At 71.6% G+C, this 16,202-nt stretch carries 16 protein-coding genes and 1 pseudogene; 8 read left to right on the top strand and 9 right to left on the bottom strand.

Translation table 11 applies throughout. From position 1 onward, the window contains the following. Genes ACIA8F_RS04000 through ACIA8F_RS03985 form a run of 4 tightly spaced genes read right to left on the bottom strand, consistent with a single transcriptional unit; the run spans position 1 to position 3,364 of the window. On the bottom strand, positions 1–324 hold the full coding sequence (locus ACIA8F_RS04000; protein WP_399376568.1) for a pilus assembly protein: 324 nt from the start codon (positions 322–324) through the stop codon (positions 1–3). Positions 325–381: 57 nt separating this feature from the next. Beyond that, entirely contained in the window at positions 382–1,689 is a 1,308-nt protein-coding gene (locus ACIA8F_RS03995) for a CpaE family protein (protein WP_399376567.1), read from the bottom strand. Positions 1,690–1,696: 7 nt separating this feature from the next. Continuing rightward, positions 1,697–2,401, bottom strand: a complete 705-nt coding sequence (gene cpaB / locus ACIA8F_RS03990) for a Flp pilus assembly protein CpaB (protein ID WP_399376565.1) — start codon at positions 2,399–2,401, stop codon at positions 1,697–1,699. Between the two features lie 39 nt (positions 2,402–2,440). Further along, positions 2,441–3,364 carry a hypothetical protein gene (locus tag ACIA8F_RS03985; protein WP_399376564.1) on the bottom strand — a complete coding sequence of 308 codons (924 nt, stop codon included), beginning with the start codon at positions 3,362–3,364 and terminating at the stop codon, positions 2,441–2,443. A gap of 381 nt (positions 3,365–3,745) precedes the next feature. Between ACIA8F_RS03985 and ACIA8F_RS03980 the strand changes: the two genes are divergently transcribed. Beyond that, the gene (locus tag ACIA8F_RS03980; RefSeq protein WP_399376563.1) at positions 3,746–5,443 is read left to right on the top strand and encodes a chitinase; all 1,698 of its coding nucleotides are present in this window, start codon (positions 3,746–3,748) and stop codon (positions 5,441–5,443) included. 110 nt (positions 5,444–5,553) lie between these two features. Next, complete coding sequence (locus ACIA8F_RS03975) at positions 5,554–6,891, top strand: M14 family metallopeptidase (RefSeq protein ID WP_399376562.1); 1,338 nt, start codon at positions 5,554–5,556, stop codon at positions 6,889–6,891. A gap of 75 nt (positions 6,892–6,966) precedes the next feature. Here ACIA8F_RS03975 and ACIA8F_RS03970 read toward each other — a convergent pair whose 3' ends face one another. The 3 genes from ACIA8F_RS03970 to ACIA8F_RS03960 all read right to left on the bottom strand — a co-directional run bounded on the left by ACIA8F_RS03970 (position 6,967) and on the right by ACIA8F_RS03960 (position 10,196). Next, a complete protein-coding gene (locus ACIA8F_RS03970; protein ID WP_399376560.1) occupies positions 6,967–8,847 on the bottom strand; it encodes a protein kinase in 1,881 nt (626 codons plus the stop codon). Between the two features lie 165 nt (positions 8,848–9,012). Continuing rightward, complete coding sequence (locus ACIA8F_RS03965; RefSeq protein ID WP_399376559.1) at positions 9,013–9,426, bottom strand: RidA family protein; 414 nt, start codon at positions 9,424–9,426, stop codon at positions 9,013–9,015. Continuing rightward, positions 9,423–10,196, bottom strand: coding sequence for an IclR family transcriptional regulator (locus ACIA8F_RS03960; protein WP_399376558.1), 774 nt, complete (start codon positions 10,194–10,196; stop codon positions 9,423–9,425). Before ACIA8F_RS03960 ends, ACIA8F_RS03965 begins: the two co-directional genes overlap by 4 nt. A 132-nt stretch (positions 10,197–10,328) precedes the next feature. Here ACIA8F_RS03960 and ACIA8F_RS03955 point away from each other — a divergent pair, with 132 nt between their 5' ends. The 4 genes from ACIA8F_RS03955 to ACIA8F_RS03940 all read left to right on the top strand — a co-directional run bounded on the left by ACIA8F_RS03955 (position 10,329) and on the right by ACIA8F_RS03940 (position 13,747). Continuing rightward, positions 10,329–11,606: an amino acid deaminase gene (locus ACIA8F_RS03955; RefSeq protein ID WP_399376556.1), complete on the top strand. Its 1,278-nt coding sequence runs from the start codon at positions 10,329–10,331 to the stop codon at positions 11,604–11,606. Positions 11,607–11,874: 268 nt separating this feature from the next. Next, on the top strand, positions 11,875–12,885 hold the full coding sequence (locus ACIA8F_RS03950; RefSeq protein ID WP_399376555.1) for a YdcF family protein: 1,011 nt from the start codon (positions 11,875–11,877) through the stop codon (positions 12,883–12,885). A gap of 66 nt (positions 12,886–12,951) precedes the next feature. Further along, positions 12,952–13,137 (top strand): hypothetical protein, encoded by a 186-nt coding sequence (locus ACIA8F_RS03945; protein WP_399376554.1) that lies wholly within the window; start codon positions 12,952–12,954, stop codon positions 13,135–13,137. Between the two features lie 124 nt (positions 13,138–13,261). Further along, positions 13,262–13,747, top strand: coding sequence for a nitroreductase/quinone reductase family protein (locus ACIA8F_RS03940; RefSeq protein ID WP_399376553.1), 486 nt, complete (start codon positions 13,262–13,264; stop codon positions 13,745–13,747). Positions 13,748–13,845: 98 nt separating this feature from the next. Here ACIA8F_RS03940 and ACIA8F_RS03935 read toward each other — a convergent pair whose 3' ends face one another. After that, complete coding sequence (locus ACIA8F_RS03935) at positions 13,846–14,331, bottom strand: hypothetical protein (protein WP_399376551.1); 486 nt, start codon at positions 14,329–14,331, stop codon at positions 13,846–13,848. Here ACIA8F_RS03935 and ACIA8F_RS03930 point away from each other — a divergent pair. Continuing rightward, positions 14,330–14,458, top strand: a complete 129-nt coding sequence (locus ACIA8F_RS03930) for a hypothetical protein (RefSeq protein ID WP_399376550.1) — start codon at positions 14,330–14,332, stop codon at positions 14,456–14,458. The genes ACIA8F_RS03935 and ACIA8F_RS03930 overlap by 2 nt on opposite strands. Here ACIA8F_RS03930 and ACIA8F_RS03925 read toward each other — a convergent pair. Continuing rightward, a pseudogene (locus tag ACIA8F_RS03925) lies at positions 14,455–14,694 on the bottom strand (Appr-1-p processing protein); the annotation flags it as partial. The gene ACIA8F_RS03930 and the pseudogene ACIA8F_RS03925 overlap by 4 nt on opposite strands. Before the next feature lie 294 nt (positions 14,695–14,988). Between ACIA8F_RS03925 and ACIA8F_RS03920 the strand changes: the two are divergent. Further along, positions 14,989–16,200 (top strand): PTS transporter subunit EIIC, encoded by a 1,212-nt coding sequence (locus tag ACIA8F_RS03920; protein ID WP_399376642.1) that lies wholly within the window; start codon positions 14,989–14,991, stop codon positions 16,198–16,200. Positions 16,201–16,202: the final 2 nt, after the last annotated feature.

Below are 16,202 nucleotides of genomic sequence, written 5' to 3'. Positions count from 1 at the left end.
TCACCTCTCCTCGTTCGGGGAACCGCCGGTGCCGGTGATGGGGACGCCGATGTTGAACCCCGGGAACAGGACGGGGAGGTTGAGACTGACCTCGGCCGTGTAGAGGTTCCCGGACGGGGTGCAGGTAGCGGTCATGGTCCAGGCGCCACCGATGTGCTCGCCCGCCGCCTCCTGGCACGCGCCGGCGCCGTGCACCGCGCCGGCCCGGGCCGCCTCGTCCGCGGCGTTCCCGGCCAGGGAGAAGGCGTAGCCGATCAGCACCATCTCCCAGACCGCCACCACGGTCAGCAGGATGTAGGGCAGCATGCCGACGAACTCGAACACGACCTGCCCCTGGTCCCCCCGCTCCCGCCACCGGAACCGTCTGCGACCCGCCACCCCTCAGCCCTCCCGCCCGCGCCGCGACCACGGCGCGACGGAGCCCCGGTCGCCCCGGCCGCGCAGGCGTGCCACCGGACCGGAGCCGCGTACGGCCAGGGCCGCGCCGGGCTCGGCCGGCGGGGCGTCCCCGGTCTCCGGGGCGGTCAGCAGTCCCAGTTCGCCTGCCACCGCCCACAGGGCCTGCTTGACCGTCGAACGGTTGTCGAGGTCCTGTACCCGGCCCGCGTCGACGACGGCCTGGAGCTCCTTGAAGGCGGCCGGCACGGGGGTGCGCACCGCCCGGGTCTTGGTGATCTTCTCGATCAGGGCGGGCTGGATCTCGGTCTGCTTGGACCAGCGATTGACCACCATGGTCGTCTCCTCCGCCTTCCTGACCTGGAGCCGTTCCCACATCCGGACCATCCGCTTGGCGGCCCGTACCGCGACCACGTCGGGGGTGACGACCAGCACGGCCGTGTCGGCGAGCTCCACGGCGGCCGCGTTGGCGCCGGTCATCTGGGTGCCGCAGTCGATGACCACCACCTCGTAGCGGGCGCGCAGGGCGGCGATCACGTGCCGGGCGGCCCGGTCGTCGACCTCCTCGCCGCGCTCCCCCTCGGCCGGGGCCAGGAGCAGGGCGAGCCCGGTGCGGTCGTCGTAGACGGCGTCCTGGAGGACCCGCGGGGAGATGTCCTGGATGCCGGCGAGGTCGGCGATGGAGCGGCGGAACTGCACGTCGAGGTACGAGCCGACGTCGCCGGCCTGGAGGTCCAGGTCGAGCAGGGCGGTACGGCGGCCCGCCGCCACCGCGGCGAGTGCGAACTGCACGGCCGCGAAGGTGGCGCCGACCCCGCCCTTGGCCCCGGTGACCGTGACCACCTTGCCGCCCGGGCCGCTGGGCAGGTCCGGGCCCCGGCCCAGGTGGCGGCGTACGCCCACGGACCACTGGGCGGCGGCCTGGACGCGGGCGGCGAGCTCCTCGTAGGCGAGGGGCAGGCCGATCAGGCCGCGGGCGCCGGAGTCCATGGCGGCGGAGAAGAGGGCGGGGCTCGCGTCGGAGGTGAGCAGGACGACGCCGACCGCGGGGAAGCGCAGGGCGACCTCGCGGATCAGGTCCAGGGCGGGCAGCGGACCGATCCGCTCGTGGACCAGGACCACCTCGGGCAGCTCGTCGATCGACTCTCCGGCGTACCGGGCGAGGGTGTCGAGGAGGAAGGTGGAGTCGGGCACCGGGGCGGCCGGTTCGGCGCCCGGGAGCTGGCTGAGCAGGGTGGCGATGACGCGGGCGGACTCGGGGTCGCCGACCGCGGGGAGGATTCGGGTGGTCATCGGCGCCTCACCGGTCCCCTTCGAGGGTGTAGAAGTGGTCGCCCGGGCTGGGCGCCGAGTCGGTGCCGGGGGCCACCAGGGCCAGGCGTACGTGCACCGCGAAGGACTCGGCGTAGGCCACGCGCTGGGTGTCCTTGGTGGACAGGGCGAAGGTGATCGGGACGGCGTCGACGGGGCTCTTCTTGTCGGGGTCCTTGCTGTCGATGGGGGTGAGCTTGCCGACGTTGATGACGCGGGCGTTGGCCACCATGAGCACGGACACGTCGGGGTCGGTCGGCTTCTTGCCCTTGTAGGTGCCGATGATGTTGACCTTGGCGCCGGGGGTGACCTTTCCGGCCACGCCGGTGGAGGAGTCGATCATGATCGCGATCTCCTGCTCCCCGGCCTGGAGCTTCGGCTTGTCGACGAACATGTCGCTCTGGAGCAGCGAGCCCTTCTTCAGGGAGGTGAGCGCCAGCTTGTCCTTGAGCGTGCCCAGGTCGGTGACGGCGGTCTCGGACAGCCACCGCTTGGGGACCGTGACCTGCTCGAACTGGGCGGCCGCCAGGGGCGTGTACGGGGCTATGTCGCTCTTCACCCGGTAGGCGACGACCTCGTTGCCCACCTTGGAGTTGACGTCTCCCACCACGACGAGGACGCCGCCGAAGGCGGCGAGGGCGCACAGGACCGACAGGATCAGCAGGATGACGCCGCGGCGCTGGCGTGAGTTCATGGCCGTCTTACCTCGCCGTTCTTCATTCGTTCGGGCCGGTCAGTGTCTGGATCTGGATCTGGGGCGGAGCCGGGCCGCGGCCGCGGCATCGCCTGCCGGTGCCGTCGGGGGCGGCTGCGGTGCGAGAAGTGGGGCGGCGCAGAAGCCGCAGCGGTCGCCGATGAGCTCGAAGCCGCACCAGCGGCATTCCTCGCGGCGGACCGAGGCGACGAGCTGGTAGAGCACCGAGGGGTCCGGGATGGCGGCCGCGAACTCCACCAGCTTCGGCGTGGCCCACCAGGCGGCCGAGTCGGCGGGCAGCGGGTTCTCCATGACGCCCTGGACCCGCCAGGCGGGGGCGAGCTCGGAGGCCACCCAGTCGGAGGTGAGCTGGCCGCGGGCGAAGGTGAGGTGGGTGGCGAAGTCGGGGCCCGGGGGCAGCGCGGGGCCGCCTCCGTGGGCGCCGCCGGAGCCGGAGCCCAGTTTGACCAGGTGCGGTACCGGATGGGCCAGTACGGCGAACTGGGCGCTCGGGGACCAGGACTTGGCGTGCGCCTTCAGGCCGACGGGCACCCGGTCCAGTTTGGCGACCGAGCCGAGCAGCGCGCCCGCGTAGATGTAGTGGGTGAGCAGCCGGGCCGCCGAGGCCAGCACCCCGGGGCTGAAGTCGCAGACGCTCAGCTGGCGCAGCTGACGTACCAGCAGGGCGGTGCCCAGGGGCGGGAGATCGACGTCGACGAGGGCGATCCGGTCGGTTTCCAGGATGGCCCGGACGGTGTGCAGCCGGCGGACGGCGGAGGCGCGGAGCCAGGTCGGCACGAGCACCACCAGGTGGCCGTGGCGCTCCAGCAGGCCGGCCGTCTGGGCGAGCGCGCCCTCCAGGTCGAGCTCCTCGGGCGGCGGCAGCACGGCGGCGGACGGGGTGTGCCGGTCCGGGGCCGGCAGCACCAGATCGGCGCTGGTGACAGCAATGGCGATCGGCATGCGCATCCCCCCGTTCACCCGGACATCCACGGGCGTTCCCCTGACCGTGGCCGGTGCGCGCGTGCTGCGCGACCGCAAACGATCAACACCCTTCCCCCTTGCCCCAGCACCATATCCACGTCCTTCCTGACAGGGCAGGGCCTTGCACATTCCCGTGCCACGGGCACGTGTCACGGAGGGCGGGAAAATCCGGACATCAAGGATCGCAAGACGGCGTGCGGGTCGATCAGTTCAAGCCATATTGCAAACACTCTTGACAGGGACATTGGACTAGACCAACTTGGCTGCGGGGCACCCCACTTGCCCCACACCTGCCCCGAACCAGCTCCACGACCCGTTCCGACGCGTCCTCACTTCCCCACTCCCCCCACCGGAGCCCACGTGAACCGCATACGCTCCCTCGCCATCCCGCTCGCCGTGACCCTCGCCGCCGCCGGGCTCAGCGCCCTGGCCGCCGGCACCGCCCAGGCCGCCGACGTCAACGTCGTCCGCAACGGCGGCTTCGAGTCCGGCCTCGCCAACTGGACGTGCGCGTCCGGCAGCGGCGCCGTCGTCTCCTCCCCCGTCTTCGCGGGGGCCGGCGCCCTCAAGGCCACCCCGTCGGGCCAGGACAACGCCCGGTGCAGCCAGGTCGTCACCGTCAAGCCGAACTCGACCTACACGCTCAGCGAGCAGGTCAACGGCTCGTACGTGTACCTCGGCGCGACCGGGACCGGCACGCAGGACGTCTCCACCTGGACCCCCGGCACCGGCGGCGGCTTCCAGAAGCTGTCCACCACCTTCACCACCGGTCCGAGCACCACCCAGGTCACCGTCTACACCCACGGCTGGTACGGCCAGCCCGGTTTCGTGGTCGACGAGTTCAGCGTCTTCGGCCCCGACGGCGGAGGCGGCACCGACCCCTCGCCGACCATCCCCGGCGCACCGTCCGGCAGCGCCGTTTCCGGCCAGAGCTCCAGCGGGCTCACCCTTTCGTGGAACACGGTCAGCGGGGCCGCCGGGTATTACGTGTATCAGGACGGCGTCCGCGTCCAGACCGTGACCTCGGGGACCTCCGCGCAGATCACCGGGCTCGCCGCGTCGACCTCGTACTCCTTCCAGGTGAGCGCGTACAACGCGGCCGGCGAGGGCGCCAAGGGCGCGGCCGTCACCGGGACCACCACGAGCGGCGGGGGCGGCAACCCGAACCCGTCGGTGCCCAAGCACGCGGTGACCGGCTACTGGCAGAACTTCAACAACGGCGCGACCGTCCAGAAGGTCTCCGACGTCTCCGCGCAGTACGACATCATCGCCGTCTCCTTCGCGGACGCCACGAGCACGCCCGGCGGCATCACCTTCAACCTCGACTCGGCCGGCCTCGGCGGCTACACGGTCCCCCAGTTCAAGGCGGACATCGCCGCGAAGAAGGCGGCCGGCAAGTCCGTCATCCTCTCCATCGGCGGCGAGAAGGGCACCATCTCGGTCAACGACTCGGCGTCCGCGACCAACCTCGCGAACTCCGCGTACGCGCTGATGCAGGAGTACGGCTTCACCGGGATCGACATCGACCTGGAGAACGGCCTGAACCCGACCTACATGACCCAGGCGCTGCGCGCGCTGGCGGCGAAGGCCGGCCCCTCGTTCGTCCTCACCATGGCCCCGCAGACCATCGACATGCAGTCGACGCAGGGCGGCTACTTCAAGACGGCGCTCGCCGTGAAGGACATCCTCACCGTCGTCAACATGCAGTACTACAACTCCGGCGCCATGCTCGGCTGTGACGGCAAGGTCTACTCCCAGGGCTCGGTGGACTTCCTCACCGCGCTGGCCTGCATCCAGCTGGAGGGCGGGCTCGACCCCTCACAGGTGGGCCTCGGGGTCCCGGCCTCCCCCAGCGGCGCGGGCAGCGGCTACGTCTCGCCGACCATCGTGAACAACGCCCTGGACTGCCTGGCCCGGGGTACGGGCTGCGGGACCTTCAAGCCGTCGAAGACCTACCCGGGGCTGCGCGGCGCGATGACCTGGTCGACCAACTGGGACGCCAAAGCGGGTGGCGCTTGGTCCAACGCGGTGGGTCCGAAGGTCCACGGCCTGCCGTAGCCGGTAGGTGTGTGGGGGTGGCTGGTTTGAGGTTCTTGACCCGGACATGCCATGAGAGCACGCTGTGCGCGTCCGCACGGCTACCCCCACACTCCCACCCAGGAGAACGCATGCGGCTCCACCACCGCCGAAGGGCCGCCGTCACGGCGGCCCTTCTCGCGCTCGCGCTCGGCGCACCCGCCTACGGCCTGAGCGCGACGGCAGCCCCGCCGCCCACCCCGTCGACCGCCACCCAGGACGAGGCGATCGGCCAGTACGAGATCCAGGGCCCGGCCACGGCGGCCGAACGCACCGCCCTGCTCCGTACCGGCGTCTCCATCGACGAGGTGGACGCCCGCTCGGTCGTCGTCAGCGCCGACCCCATGCAGGCCACCGCGCTGCGCGCCCTCGGCTACAAGCTGACCGCGCTGCCCGGACCGCCGGACCGCCGCGACCAGCGCGACATCGCCGCCGGGATCAACGACTTCCCGTCGAAGGACGCGCTCTACCACAACTACGCCGAGGCGAACGCGGAGATCAACCAGCGCATCGCCCAGTACCCCGCCATCATGAGCAAGCAGGTCATCGGGAAGTCGTACGAGGGCCGGGACCTGGTCGCGATCAAGATCAGCGACAACGTCGGGACCGACGAGGCCGAGCCCGAGGTGCTCTTCACCGCGCACCAGCACGCCCGCGAGCACCTGACCGTCGAGATGGCCCTGTACCTGCTCAAGGAGTTCGGCTCCAAGTACGGGACGGACTCGCGCATCACCAACATGGTCAACGGACGCGAGATCTGGATCGTCCCGGACCTCAACCCGGACGGCGGCGAGTACGACATCGCCTCCGGCTCGTACCGCTCCTGGCGCAAGAACCGGCAGCCGAACTCCGGCTCCTCCTACGTCGGTACGGACGTGAACCGCAACTGGAACTACAAGTGGGGCTGCTGCGGCGGCTCCAGCAGCAGCAAGAGCTCCGAGACCTACCGGGGCGCGGCCGCCGAGTCGACGCCCGAGGCCAAGGTGGTCTCGGACTTCGTGCGCAGCCGGGTGATCGGCGGCAAGCAGCAGATCAAGGCCGCCATCGACTTCCACACGTACAGCGAGCTCGTGCTGTGGCCGTTCGGGTGGACCTACAACGACACCGCGCCCGGACTGACCACCGACGACCTGGCCGTGTACAAGAAGATCGGCACCAGCATGGCGGCCAGCAACGGCTACACGCCGGAGCAGTCGAGCGATCTGTACATCACGGACGGGACCATCGACGACTGGCTGTGGGGCAACCAGAAGATCTTCGCCTACACCTTCGAGATGTACCCGACGGACTCCGGCAGCAGCGGCTTCTACCCGCCGGACGAGGTCATCGACCGCGAGACGACGCGCAACAAGGAGGCGGTGCTGCAGCTCCTGGAGAACGCGGACTGCATGTACCGGTCGATCGGCAAGCAGGCGCAGTACTGCCCGTAGCGCCCGTCACCCCGTGAACCGGGGCGCCCTACCGCCAGGGGGGCGCCCCTTCGCATGCGCGGGAGCCGGCCGCGGCTAGTCCTTCTTCGCCTCCTCGGCGTTGCGCCAGATCTGGAGGTCGAGGGTGATGTAGCGGCTCGGCTCCTTCGCACCCGACCTCCCGCGGAAGGTCGCCACCGCGATGTGCCCCGCGTCGCTCAGGACGCAGACCTGCGAACCGTCCGTGAGCTGATCGAGGCCGATCTTCTCGGTGAAGCGGGTCACCGCACGGCAGGTCTCCAGGGAGCCCTTCTCCGCGTTGTTCAGCAGGACCAGCTTGCCGTTCGCGCTGCCGAACTTCTCGTCGCCGAACATGGAGTCGCGGTAGTAGTAGAGGTCCCCGCCGTCGTACATCACTCCCCCGCCGCCCTCCTTCTTGGCCGGGCGCGGCGGATTGTCGGCGAGCATCAGCTGGTGGTTCTCGGGCACGTCGATGCCCTTGTACGCGACCGGCTGCGGGTCGGTCCGCTGCTCGGACCCGCCGGGCGCGGCGCTCGCGCTCGACCCGCCCTTGGGCTGCGCGCCCGTACCGCCCTTGTCGGAGTCGGGCAGCAGCGACCCGAGGACGGCGAGCCCGATGACCGCGCCCACGACGGACAGGGTCACGATCAGGCCGGTCCGCTTGGGCTTGGCCGGGGCGGGCGGGTAGCCGGGCTGCCCCCAGCCGGGCTGGGTGGGGCCGGGCTGACTGTACGTCGGCTGCGCGTACGCGGGCTGCGGGCGCGGCTGCTGCGGGTACCCGTACGAGGGCTGCTGGTACGAGGGCTGCGTGGGCTGCCCGTACGGCGGCGGCGTCCCGTAGCCCGGCGGCGGCGTGTTCGGCCCCGGCTGCGCCGGAGCGGCCTGCGTCGGGGCGGCGTGCGTCGGGGCGGCGGCGTGCGTCGGGGCGGCGTGCGGAGCGGCGGCGGCCAGGCCGGTGGGGGTGTAGCCGGGCGCCGGCGGCTGCGCCGAGACCTCCGTCGGCACGGGAGCGGCCGGCCGCGGCGGCGGGGTGGGCGCCGGGGCGGGCAGCAGCTGGACCCGCTCGGTGATGGAACCGGCCACCGCGCGCGGCAGCCAGTCCTCGCCCTGGCGCAGCGGCTCGGTGCCCGCGGCCTCGTTGCACAGCGCGATGACCTCGGTCAGCGCCGGGCGGTCGGCCGGGTCGCGGCTGAGGCAGCGGGTCACCAGGGGCCGCAGCTCCTCGGGCAGCCCGCCCAGGTCGGGGGCCTCGTGCACGATCCGGTAGAGCACCGCGTGCGAGGGACCGTCCCCGTAGACGGAGGAGCCGATCGCGGCGAAGGCGGCGATCTGGCCGAGGGCGAAGACGTCGGTGGCCGGGGTGATCGTGCCCGCCGAGGCCTGCTCGGGGGCCATGAACGCCGGGGTGCCGATGCTGACGCCCGTGCTGGTCAGGGCGGTGGTGTCGGCGGCGCGGGCGATGCCGAAGTCGATGACGCGCGGGCCGTCGGAGGCGAGCAGGACGTTGGCGGGCTTCAGGTCCCGGTGGACGATGCCCGCGCCGTGGATGACGGTCAGGGCCTCGGCGACCCCGACGGCCAGCAGCAGGACGCTGCGCGGCGGCAGTGCGCCGTGGTGGGCCACGGCGTGCGCGAGGGAGGGACCGGGCACGTAGGCGGTGGCCAGCCAGGGCTGGGCGCCCTCGGTGTCGGAGTCGATGACCGGGGCGGTGTAGAGGCCCTGGACCCGCTCGGCGGAGCGCACTTCCTGCTGGAACCGCCGCCGGAACTCGGGGTCCTCGCCGAACTCGGAGCGGATCACCTTGATGGCGATGGGCCGGCCGCCGGGCGTGTACGAGAGGTACACCTTGCCCATGCCGCCCGCCCCGAGCACCGCCGCGAGCCGGTAGCCGCCCACCACCTCCGGGTCGTCCGCCTTGAGCGGTTGGAAGATGCCTGGCGAAGGTGCGCTGCTCATGAGGATCCGTCCCTGCTAACGGCGTCCCGGCCCCCGCCGGCGCCCCGAAGTCACCCGTGAGGGTACCCAATGCGCTGCGGCGGCCGCCCGGCCCCGGACCGCGGGCCCGGCGACGGGCGTTGGCGGCACGCGAGTCCGCCCCGCCCCGCCGGCCGGTGCGCCGGGTCAGGCGTCGAGCACCGCGAGGGCGTCGATCTCGATCAGCAGGTCGCCGGGGAGGCCCACGTACACCGTGGTGCGGGCGGAGGGGGCCGCCTTGAGGTTCTGCTCCTCGAAGTAGGCGTTGTAGATCTCGTTCATCTCTTCGAAGTGCGTGGTGTCGGTGAGGTAGACGCGCAGCATCATCACGTCGTCCCAGGTCGCGCCGCCCGCCTCCAGGACGGAGCGGACGTTCTCCAGCGTCTGGAGGGTCTGCTCGCGCAGGGTGGGGCCGGCCGGCGTGGGCTTCCGGCCGTCCACGTGCGGCAGGAAGCCGACCTGGCCGGCGACCTGGAGGATGTTGCCCTTGCGGACGCCGTGCGAGAACCTCGCGGGCGGCTCGGTGTGGGTGGCGGGGACGATCGCGATCTTGTCGGTCATGGCCTGTCTTCTTCCGGTTCCGGTACGGGGCCCGAGCCTGAGTACTCGCGGCCGATGGCGTCGGCGGTCTGCCGTACGAGCGGGAGGAGTTCGAGCAGGCTCGCGACGGAGAGGACCACTCCGGGGGCCGAGACGGACATCGCGGCGACCACGCGGCCGTCGGGTCCGCGGACGGGGGCGGCGAGGCAGTTCAGGGACTCCTCGTGGCCGCCGATGTCGGTGGCCCACCCCTGGGCGCGTACGAGGTCCAGCTCGCGCAGGTACGCGGCCGCGTCGGGGGTGGAGCGGGGGGTGTACGCGGGGTAGTCGATGCGTGCGGCCAGAGCCCGGCGCTCCGCCTCCGGCAGGTCGGCGATCAGCAGCTTCGCGACGGCGGCGACGGTGAGCGGGACGGGCCGGCCGATGCGCGAGTACATCCGCACCGCGTAGCGGCTGTCGACCTTGTCCACGTAGACGACCTCGTCGTCCTGGTGGAGGGCGAGGTGCACGGTGTGCCCGGTGACCCGGTTCAGTTCCAGCAGGTGCGGGTGCGCGACGTCGCGCACGTCGAGGTTCTCGATGGACTCGGCGGCCAGCGCGAAGAGGGAGGCGCCGAGCCGGTAGCGCCCGTCGCCCTGCCGGTACACGAAGCCGTGTTCCTGGAGGGTCCGCAGCAGCCGCAGGGCCGTGCTCTTGTGCACGGCGAGCACCTCGGCGACCTCGCCGAGCCCGGCCGGGCCCTTGGCCAGGGCGGGCAGGATCCGCAGCGCCCGCTCCACCGACTGGCTCACTGCGCGTACCTCCGTACGGAACCCGGACCCGTTGACCCGTCGTCATCCGGGATGTTAGACAGCATGCAGCGGTGCACGCAACGACTGTTGCACTGTACGCAACATCCGCAATGCCCCGGGAGGCACACGCACATGCCCAGCGACCCCGTCCAGGCCCTCGCCCAGGAGCCGGTGGACCACCGGTTCAAGGGCCTCCCCCCGGACGCCGGACAGGCGGGCCTGACCGTGGGAGAGCTGACCGCCCAGCGACGGAGCCTCTACACCGGCGGGTTCACGACCCCGGTGCTCACCCTCGACGCCGAGGCGCTGAGCCACAACCTCGCCGCCCTCGGCACCTACGCCGCCCGCCACGGCCTCGCCTTCGCCCCGCACGGCAAGACCTGCATGGCCCCGCAGCTGTTCCGCCGCCAACTGGAGCACGGGGCCTGGGGCATCACCGCAGCCGTCCCCCACCAGGCGCGCGTCTACCGGGCGTTCGGCATCCAGCGGATCTTCCTCGCCAACGAGCTCGTCGACGCCGCCGCCCTGCGCTGGGTGGCCTCCGAGCTCGCCGCGGACCCCGGTTTCCGCTTCGTCTGCTACGTGGACTCCGTGCGCGGGGTCCACCTCATGGACCGGGCCCTGCAGGGGCAGCCGCAGCGGGTCGACGTGGTCGTCGAGCTCGGCGCCGGGGAGGGGGCCCGCACGGGGGCCCGTACCGACGAGGACTGCCGGGCCGTCGCCGACGCGGTGGCGGGGACGGACACCCTGCGCCTGGTCGGCATCGCCGGGTACGAGGCGGAGGTGCCCGGCGCCGAGCCGGACTCCGTGCACGCCTACCTGCGCCGGCTCACCGCACTGGCCGTCGAGTTCGACGGGGCCGGACGGTTCGGGGGGATCGAGGAGATCGTCGTCAGCGCGGGCGGCTCGGCCTGGTTCGACGCCGTCGCGGACGTGTTCGCCGAGCTCCCGGAGCTCTCCCGGCCGGTCCTGAAGCTGCTGCGCTCGGGGGCGTACGTCTCCCACGACCACGGCTGGTACACCCGCCTCACCCCCTTCAACCGGATCCCCGAGGAGGGCGGCCTGCGCCCGGCCTTCCGGCTCTGGACACAGGTGGTCTCCCGCCCCTCCCCCACCCAGGCGTTCGTCAACGCCGGCAAGCGGGACATCGCCTACGACCTGGGACTGCCCGAGGCCGAGCTGGTCCGCGACCCGCTCACCGGCGCCGAGCGCCCGGCCACCGGGATCCGGGTCCTCAAGCTCTCCGACCAGCACGCCTGGCTGGAAACCGACTCCGCCGACGACGTGCAGGTCGGCGACTGGGTGGCACTGGGGATGTCCCATCCGTGCACGATCTTCGAGAAGTGGCCGCTGATCCCGGTGGTGGCGGCCGACGGCACGGTCACCGAGTACGTCCGGACGTTCTTCTAAGCCTCAGAGGAGCCTTCCCACCACCACGGACCTGGTCATCCGCGGGGCCCGCGTCGTCGACGGCACGGGCGGGCCCTCCTGCATCGCCGCCGTCGGGATCCACGAGGGCCGCATCGTCGACTGCCGCACGGGATCCCGCACGTCCTGATCGACGGGCGCTTCGTCGTCCCGGACGGCCTCAGGACGGACGTCCTGGCCGGGCGGGCCGTCCGCCGCACACCGCACGAGGGCCGCTGAACAGGCGTATTCCACACTTACGATGAGCGGCATGTACGCCTTCGTACCCGCCGCCCTCTTCCTCGTCCTCTTCGGCGTGAGCGTCCGGGAGGACCGCCGACGCTTCCGCAACGCGGTCTACCTGGGCCTCACCTTCATCTTCACCTCGCTCGGCCTGCTCTTCCAGGTCGGGCACCTGCCGCCCGTGCTGGCGGAGACCGTGATCCTCGCGGTCTTCCTGGTGCCCACGGTCGGCACGCTCGCCCTCGGCGTCTTCCTGATCGGCAACGGTCTGACGATGATCCGCAAGGAGGGCCGCCGGCCGGGCAACCTGCTGTCGTTCGCCGCGGGCGTGGCGATCTTCCTCCTCATCGCCTTCATCTTCGTGGCGGCCGACACCGGACCGCCCGCCATGGACGCCGTGGTGGCCGGGCTGGTCCTCCTCGTCGCGTACGTCTCCTTCCTCTTCGTCTGCTTCCTGGCCTACGCCTACCTCTACGGCCGGATCAAGGTGCGCGGGGACGTGGACTACGTGGTGATGCTCGGCTCCGGTCTGATCGGCGGCGACCGGGTCCCGCCGCTGCTGGCCTCGCGGCTGCGCAAGGGGCAGCAGATCCACGACGCCCAGATCGCCCGGGGCGGACGGGTTCCGCTGCTGCTGGCCTCGGGCGGCAAGGGGACGGACGAGAAGCTCGCGGAGGCCCGGGCGATGGCCGACTGGCTGATGGCCGAGGGCGGCGTGGCGCCGGAGCACCTGCAGCTGGAGGACCGCTCCCGCACGACGGAGGAGAACCTCCTGTTCAGCCGGGAGATCATGGAGGCGGAGGACCCCGGCTACCGCTGCGTGGTGGTCACCAACAACTTCCACGCCTTCCGCGCCGCGATGATGGCCCGCAAGGCCGGGGTGAACGGCCAGGTGCTGGGATCGCCGACGGCGCGGTACTTCTGGCCGACCGCGACGATCCGCGAGTTCGTGGCGGTGTTCTGGGAGCACAGGACCGCCAACCTCAGCATCTGCGGCGCCATCGTCGCCCTGACGGCGGCGCTGGCCCTGTCGACGTGACGCCGAGGTGCGTTCATGGGGGTGCGGCCGGAGGATGGGGCCAGGGGGACACAGCAGGAGGTAGCCATGGACAGTGAATCGGACCAGCAGCCCCAGCGCCCCGCCCACCTCTACACGGGGTCCGAGCACCCCTTCGACCCCGAGGACCTCGTCATGGCGCGCGGCCAGGACGTCACGCCGGAACGGGTCGAGAAGGCTCGGCAGATGATCGAGAAGGAGGGCGCGAGGGCCCTCGAACGCTACCTCCCGTAGGCGGGCCCGGAGCGGGGCGGACCGGCTCCCGGTCCGCCCCGAGGTGCGTGCGGGCCGCTGCGCATCCAGAATCGGTGGATGCTCGTTAGCCCGCGCGGGGGCCGATTCCGAAGGGACGACAACGATGCGCGCCCAGGCCGCTTCCCACACCCAGTCCGCCCGGTCCGCCACGAGCGTCGACTGGGACCACCCCGCCGATCCGCCCTCGGGACAGCTCTCCACGCACGTGCGCGCCTACGTGGACAGCTCCGGCGCCGACGGCCACCTGTGGCACGGGGTACCGACACTCCTGCTGACCACCGTCGACCGGTTCTCCGGCCGGCCCGTCCGCACCCCGCTGATCTACGCGAAGGACGACGGCCGCCACATCGTCCTGGCCACCGCGGCCGACGGCACGCCGGGCGTCCCCTCCTGGTACCGCAACCTCACCGCCCACCCCGAGGTCCGCCTCCAGGTCGGCGCCCTGACCGCGCAGTCCCGCGCGCGCACGGCGACCCCGGCGGAGCGCGAGACGTACTGGGAGGCCATGACCGCCCTGTGGCCCGCCTACGAGGACCACCAGTCGGCGGCCGCACCCCGCGAGATCCCCCTGGTCATCATCGAACGCTGACCGTTCGGGGACGGCCAAGGGCTTCACCCCCGGCCCCCGCGCGGGCACGACGGACCCGCTCGACCACCCGGCCCCCGGCCCCCTAGGGGGTGTCCGTACTACTGCTCCTCGGCGGCCCTGCCCTCGCCGGCCATGAACCGCCAGACCAGGGCGTGGCCCAGCACGATCAGGCAGATCAGCATCAGGGCCTCGGCCTGGATGGGGCGCAGCCCGGCCGGGTCGGCGAGTTCGGGGAAGGCGCCGACCACGGCGATCAGGGCGTAGAGCAGGGCGGCGGCGGCCTGCTGCCAGGTCAGGAAGCGGTCGCCGCGCACCTGGGCCAGCAGCCGCAGGGTGGACGCGCAGCCGACCACCGCGAGGACGACGAAGGCCGCACGCCAGACCTGCGGCTGCTCCACACCGCCGACCTGGGCGAACAGGCCCATCAGGGCGGGCAGCAGGAAGGACAGGTAGATCCCGCCGACGACCCGCCGCTGTGCCGCGTCGCGCATCCAGTCGTGGTGGCTCTGGACCACGTTCCACCACAGGCCCACCAGGGTGAAGCAGGTGGCGGAGAAGAGGGCGTAGAAGGTGCTCACATCCATGACCGACGAGCGTGGCACCCTGCGCACCCCTCACCCCCACCCCACGCCCACGACCGGCCCCGCGCACCCGGTATGGACCAGACCCGTGCCCTTCGGACCGCCCGATCGCAAGGGCCCGGCGGTCTAGCCGAAGTCGTACACCGTGACGGCTATCCCCTGCGCACACAGGCCGTCGCGGATCAGCGGGTCGATGCGGGACCACGTACCGCCCGCGAGGCCACAGCCGATGCGGGGCATGTGGACGGAGGCCCCCAACTCGGTTGCGTGCGCGGCCAGGCGTGCGAGGCAGCGCTCGATCGCCTCGTAGCGGACGGGCGGGCCGCCGCTGCCGGTGCGCATGCCGTGCCGGCCCACCATGTTCGCGCCCCCCCCCGAAGGTATCCGGACCCTCTGACATCGCCGGAAGGCATGCGCTTCGGGGGGCTTGGGACCTCAGCCTTCGGGTCGTAGGTCCGCAGTCTGTTCGACCATGGGTTTATGTGGTTTTAACCGTGTTACAACTGGAACATCGCGCTGCAAACGGCGCATTTTCCTTCGCTGTTGCCCAGCCCACACAAGCGCTGCCTGCCTTGGCAACACACCCCGTTTCCTCTGGAGGAAGCAACCGTGAGTACAGCCGAGCAGACGGCCCCGTCTGCCAAGAAGAACTCCGCCGCCATGGCGGTCATGCAGCGCCTCGGCCGCAGCCTGATGCTGCCGATCGCCGTGCTGCCGGCCGCCGCGCTGCTGATGCGCTTCGGCCAGGAGGACATGCTGGGCAGCGCGTCCCTGCCGGGCTGGTGCAACGAGATCGCCAAGTACATGGCCGCCGGCGGCGGGGCCATCTTCGACAACCTGGCGCTGCTCTTCGCCGTGGGCATCGCGGTGGGCTACGCGAAGAAGGCCGACGGCTCCACCGGCCTCGCGGCCGTCGCGGGTTACCTGGTCTTCTCGAAGGTGCTGGGCACCTTCACCGACGGCAACGTGCCGAAGATCGAGGCGGTCGTCGACCACAAGGTCGCCCTGGTCGAGGCGCCCGTCAACGCCGGCGTCCTCGGCGGTGTGATCATGGGCATCGTCGTGGCCCTGCTGTACCAGAAGTTCTACCGGACCAAGCTGCCGGACTGGGCGGGCTTCTTCGGCGGCCGCCGCCTCGTCCCGATCCTCTCCTCCCTCGCGGGTCTGGTCATCGGCATCGTCATGGGCCTGATCTGGCCGGTCCTCGGCAAGGGCATCCACGGCTTCGGCGAGTGGCTGGTCAACTCCGGCGCCGTCGGCGCGGGCATCTTCGGTGTCGCCAACCGTGCGCTGATCCCGGTCGGCATGCACCACCTGCTGAACTCCTTCCCGTGGTTCCAGGCGGGCGAGTTCGACGGCAAGCACGGCGACATCGCCCGCTTCCTCGCCGGCGACCCGACCGCCGGACAGTTCATGACCGGCTTCTTCCCGATCATGATGTTCGCCCTCCCGGCGGCCTGCCTCGCGATCGTCCACTGTGCGCGCCCCGAGCGCCGCAAGGTCGTCGGCGGCATGATGTTCTCCCTCGCGCTCACCGCCTTCGTCACGGGCATCACCGAGCCGATCGAGTTCACCTTCATGTTCATCGCCCCGGTGCTGTACGCGATCCACGCGGTCCTGACCGGTGTGTCCATGGCACTGACCTGGTCGCTCGGCATGAAGGACGGCTTCGGCTTCTCGGCCGGCGCGATCGACTTCTTCCTCAACCTCGGCATCGCGTCGAACCCGTGGGGCCTGGCCGGCATCGGACTCTGCTTCGCGGCGCTGTACTACTTCATCTTCCGCTTCGCGATCACCAAGTGGAACCTGCCGACGCCGGGCCGCGAGTCCGACGAGGAGCTCGCCGAGATCCTCAAGGCCGAGGCGAAGTAACC

Origin of the sequence: Streptomyces sp. NPDC051563 (assembly GCF_044454225.1) — a bacterium.
Lineage (GTDB): Bacteria > Actinomycetota > Actinomycetes > Streptomycetales > Streptomycetaceae > Streptomyces.
Note: the sequence above shows the minus strand (reverse complement) of the source record. Positions and strands in the feature narration are given on the sequence as shown.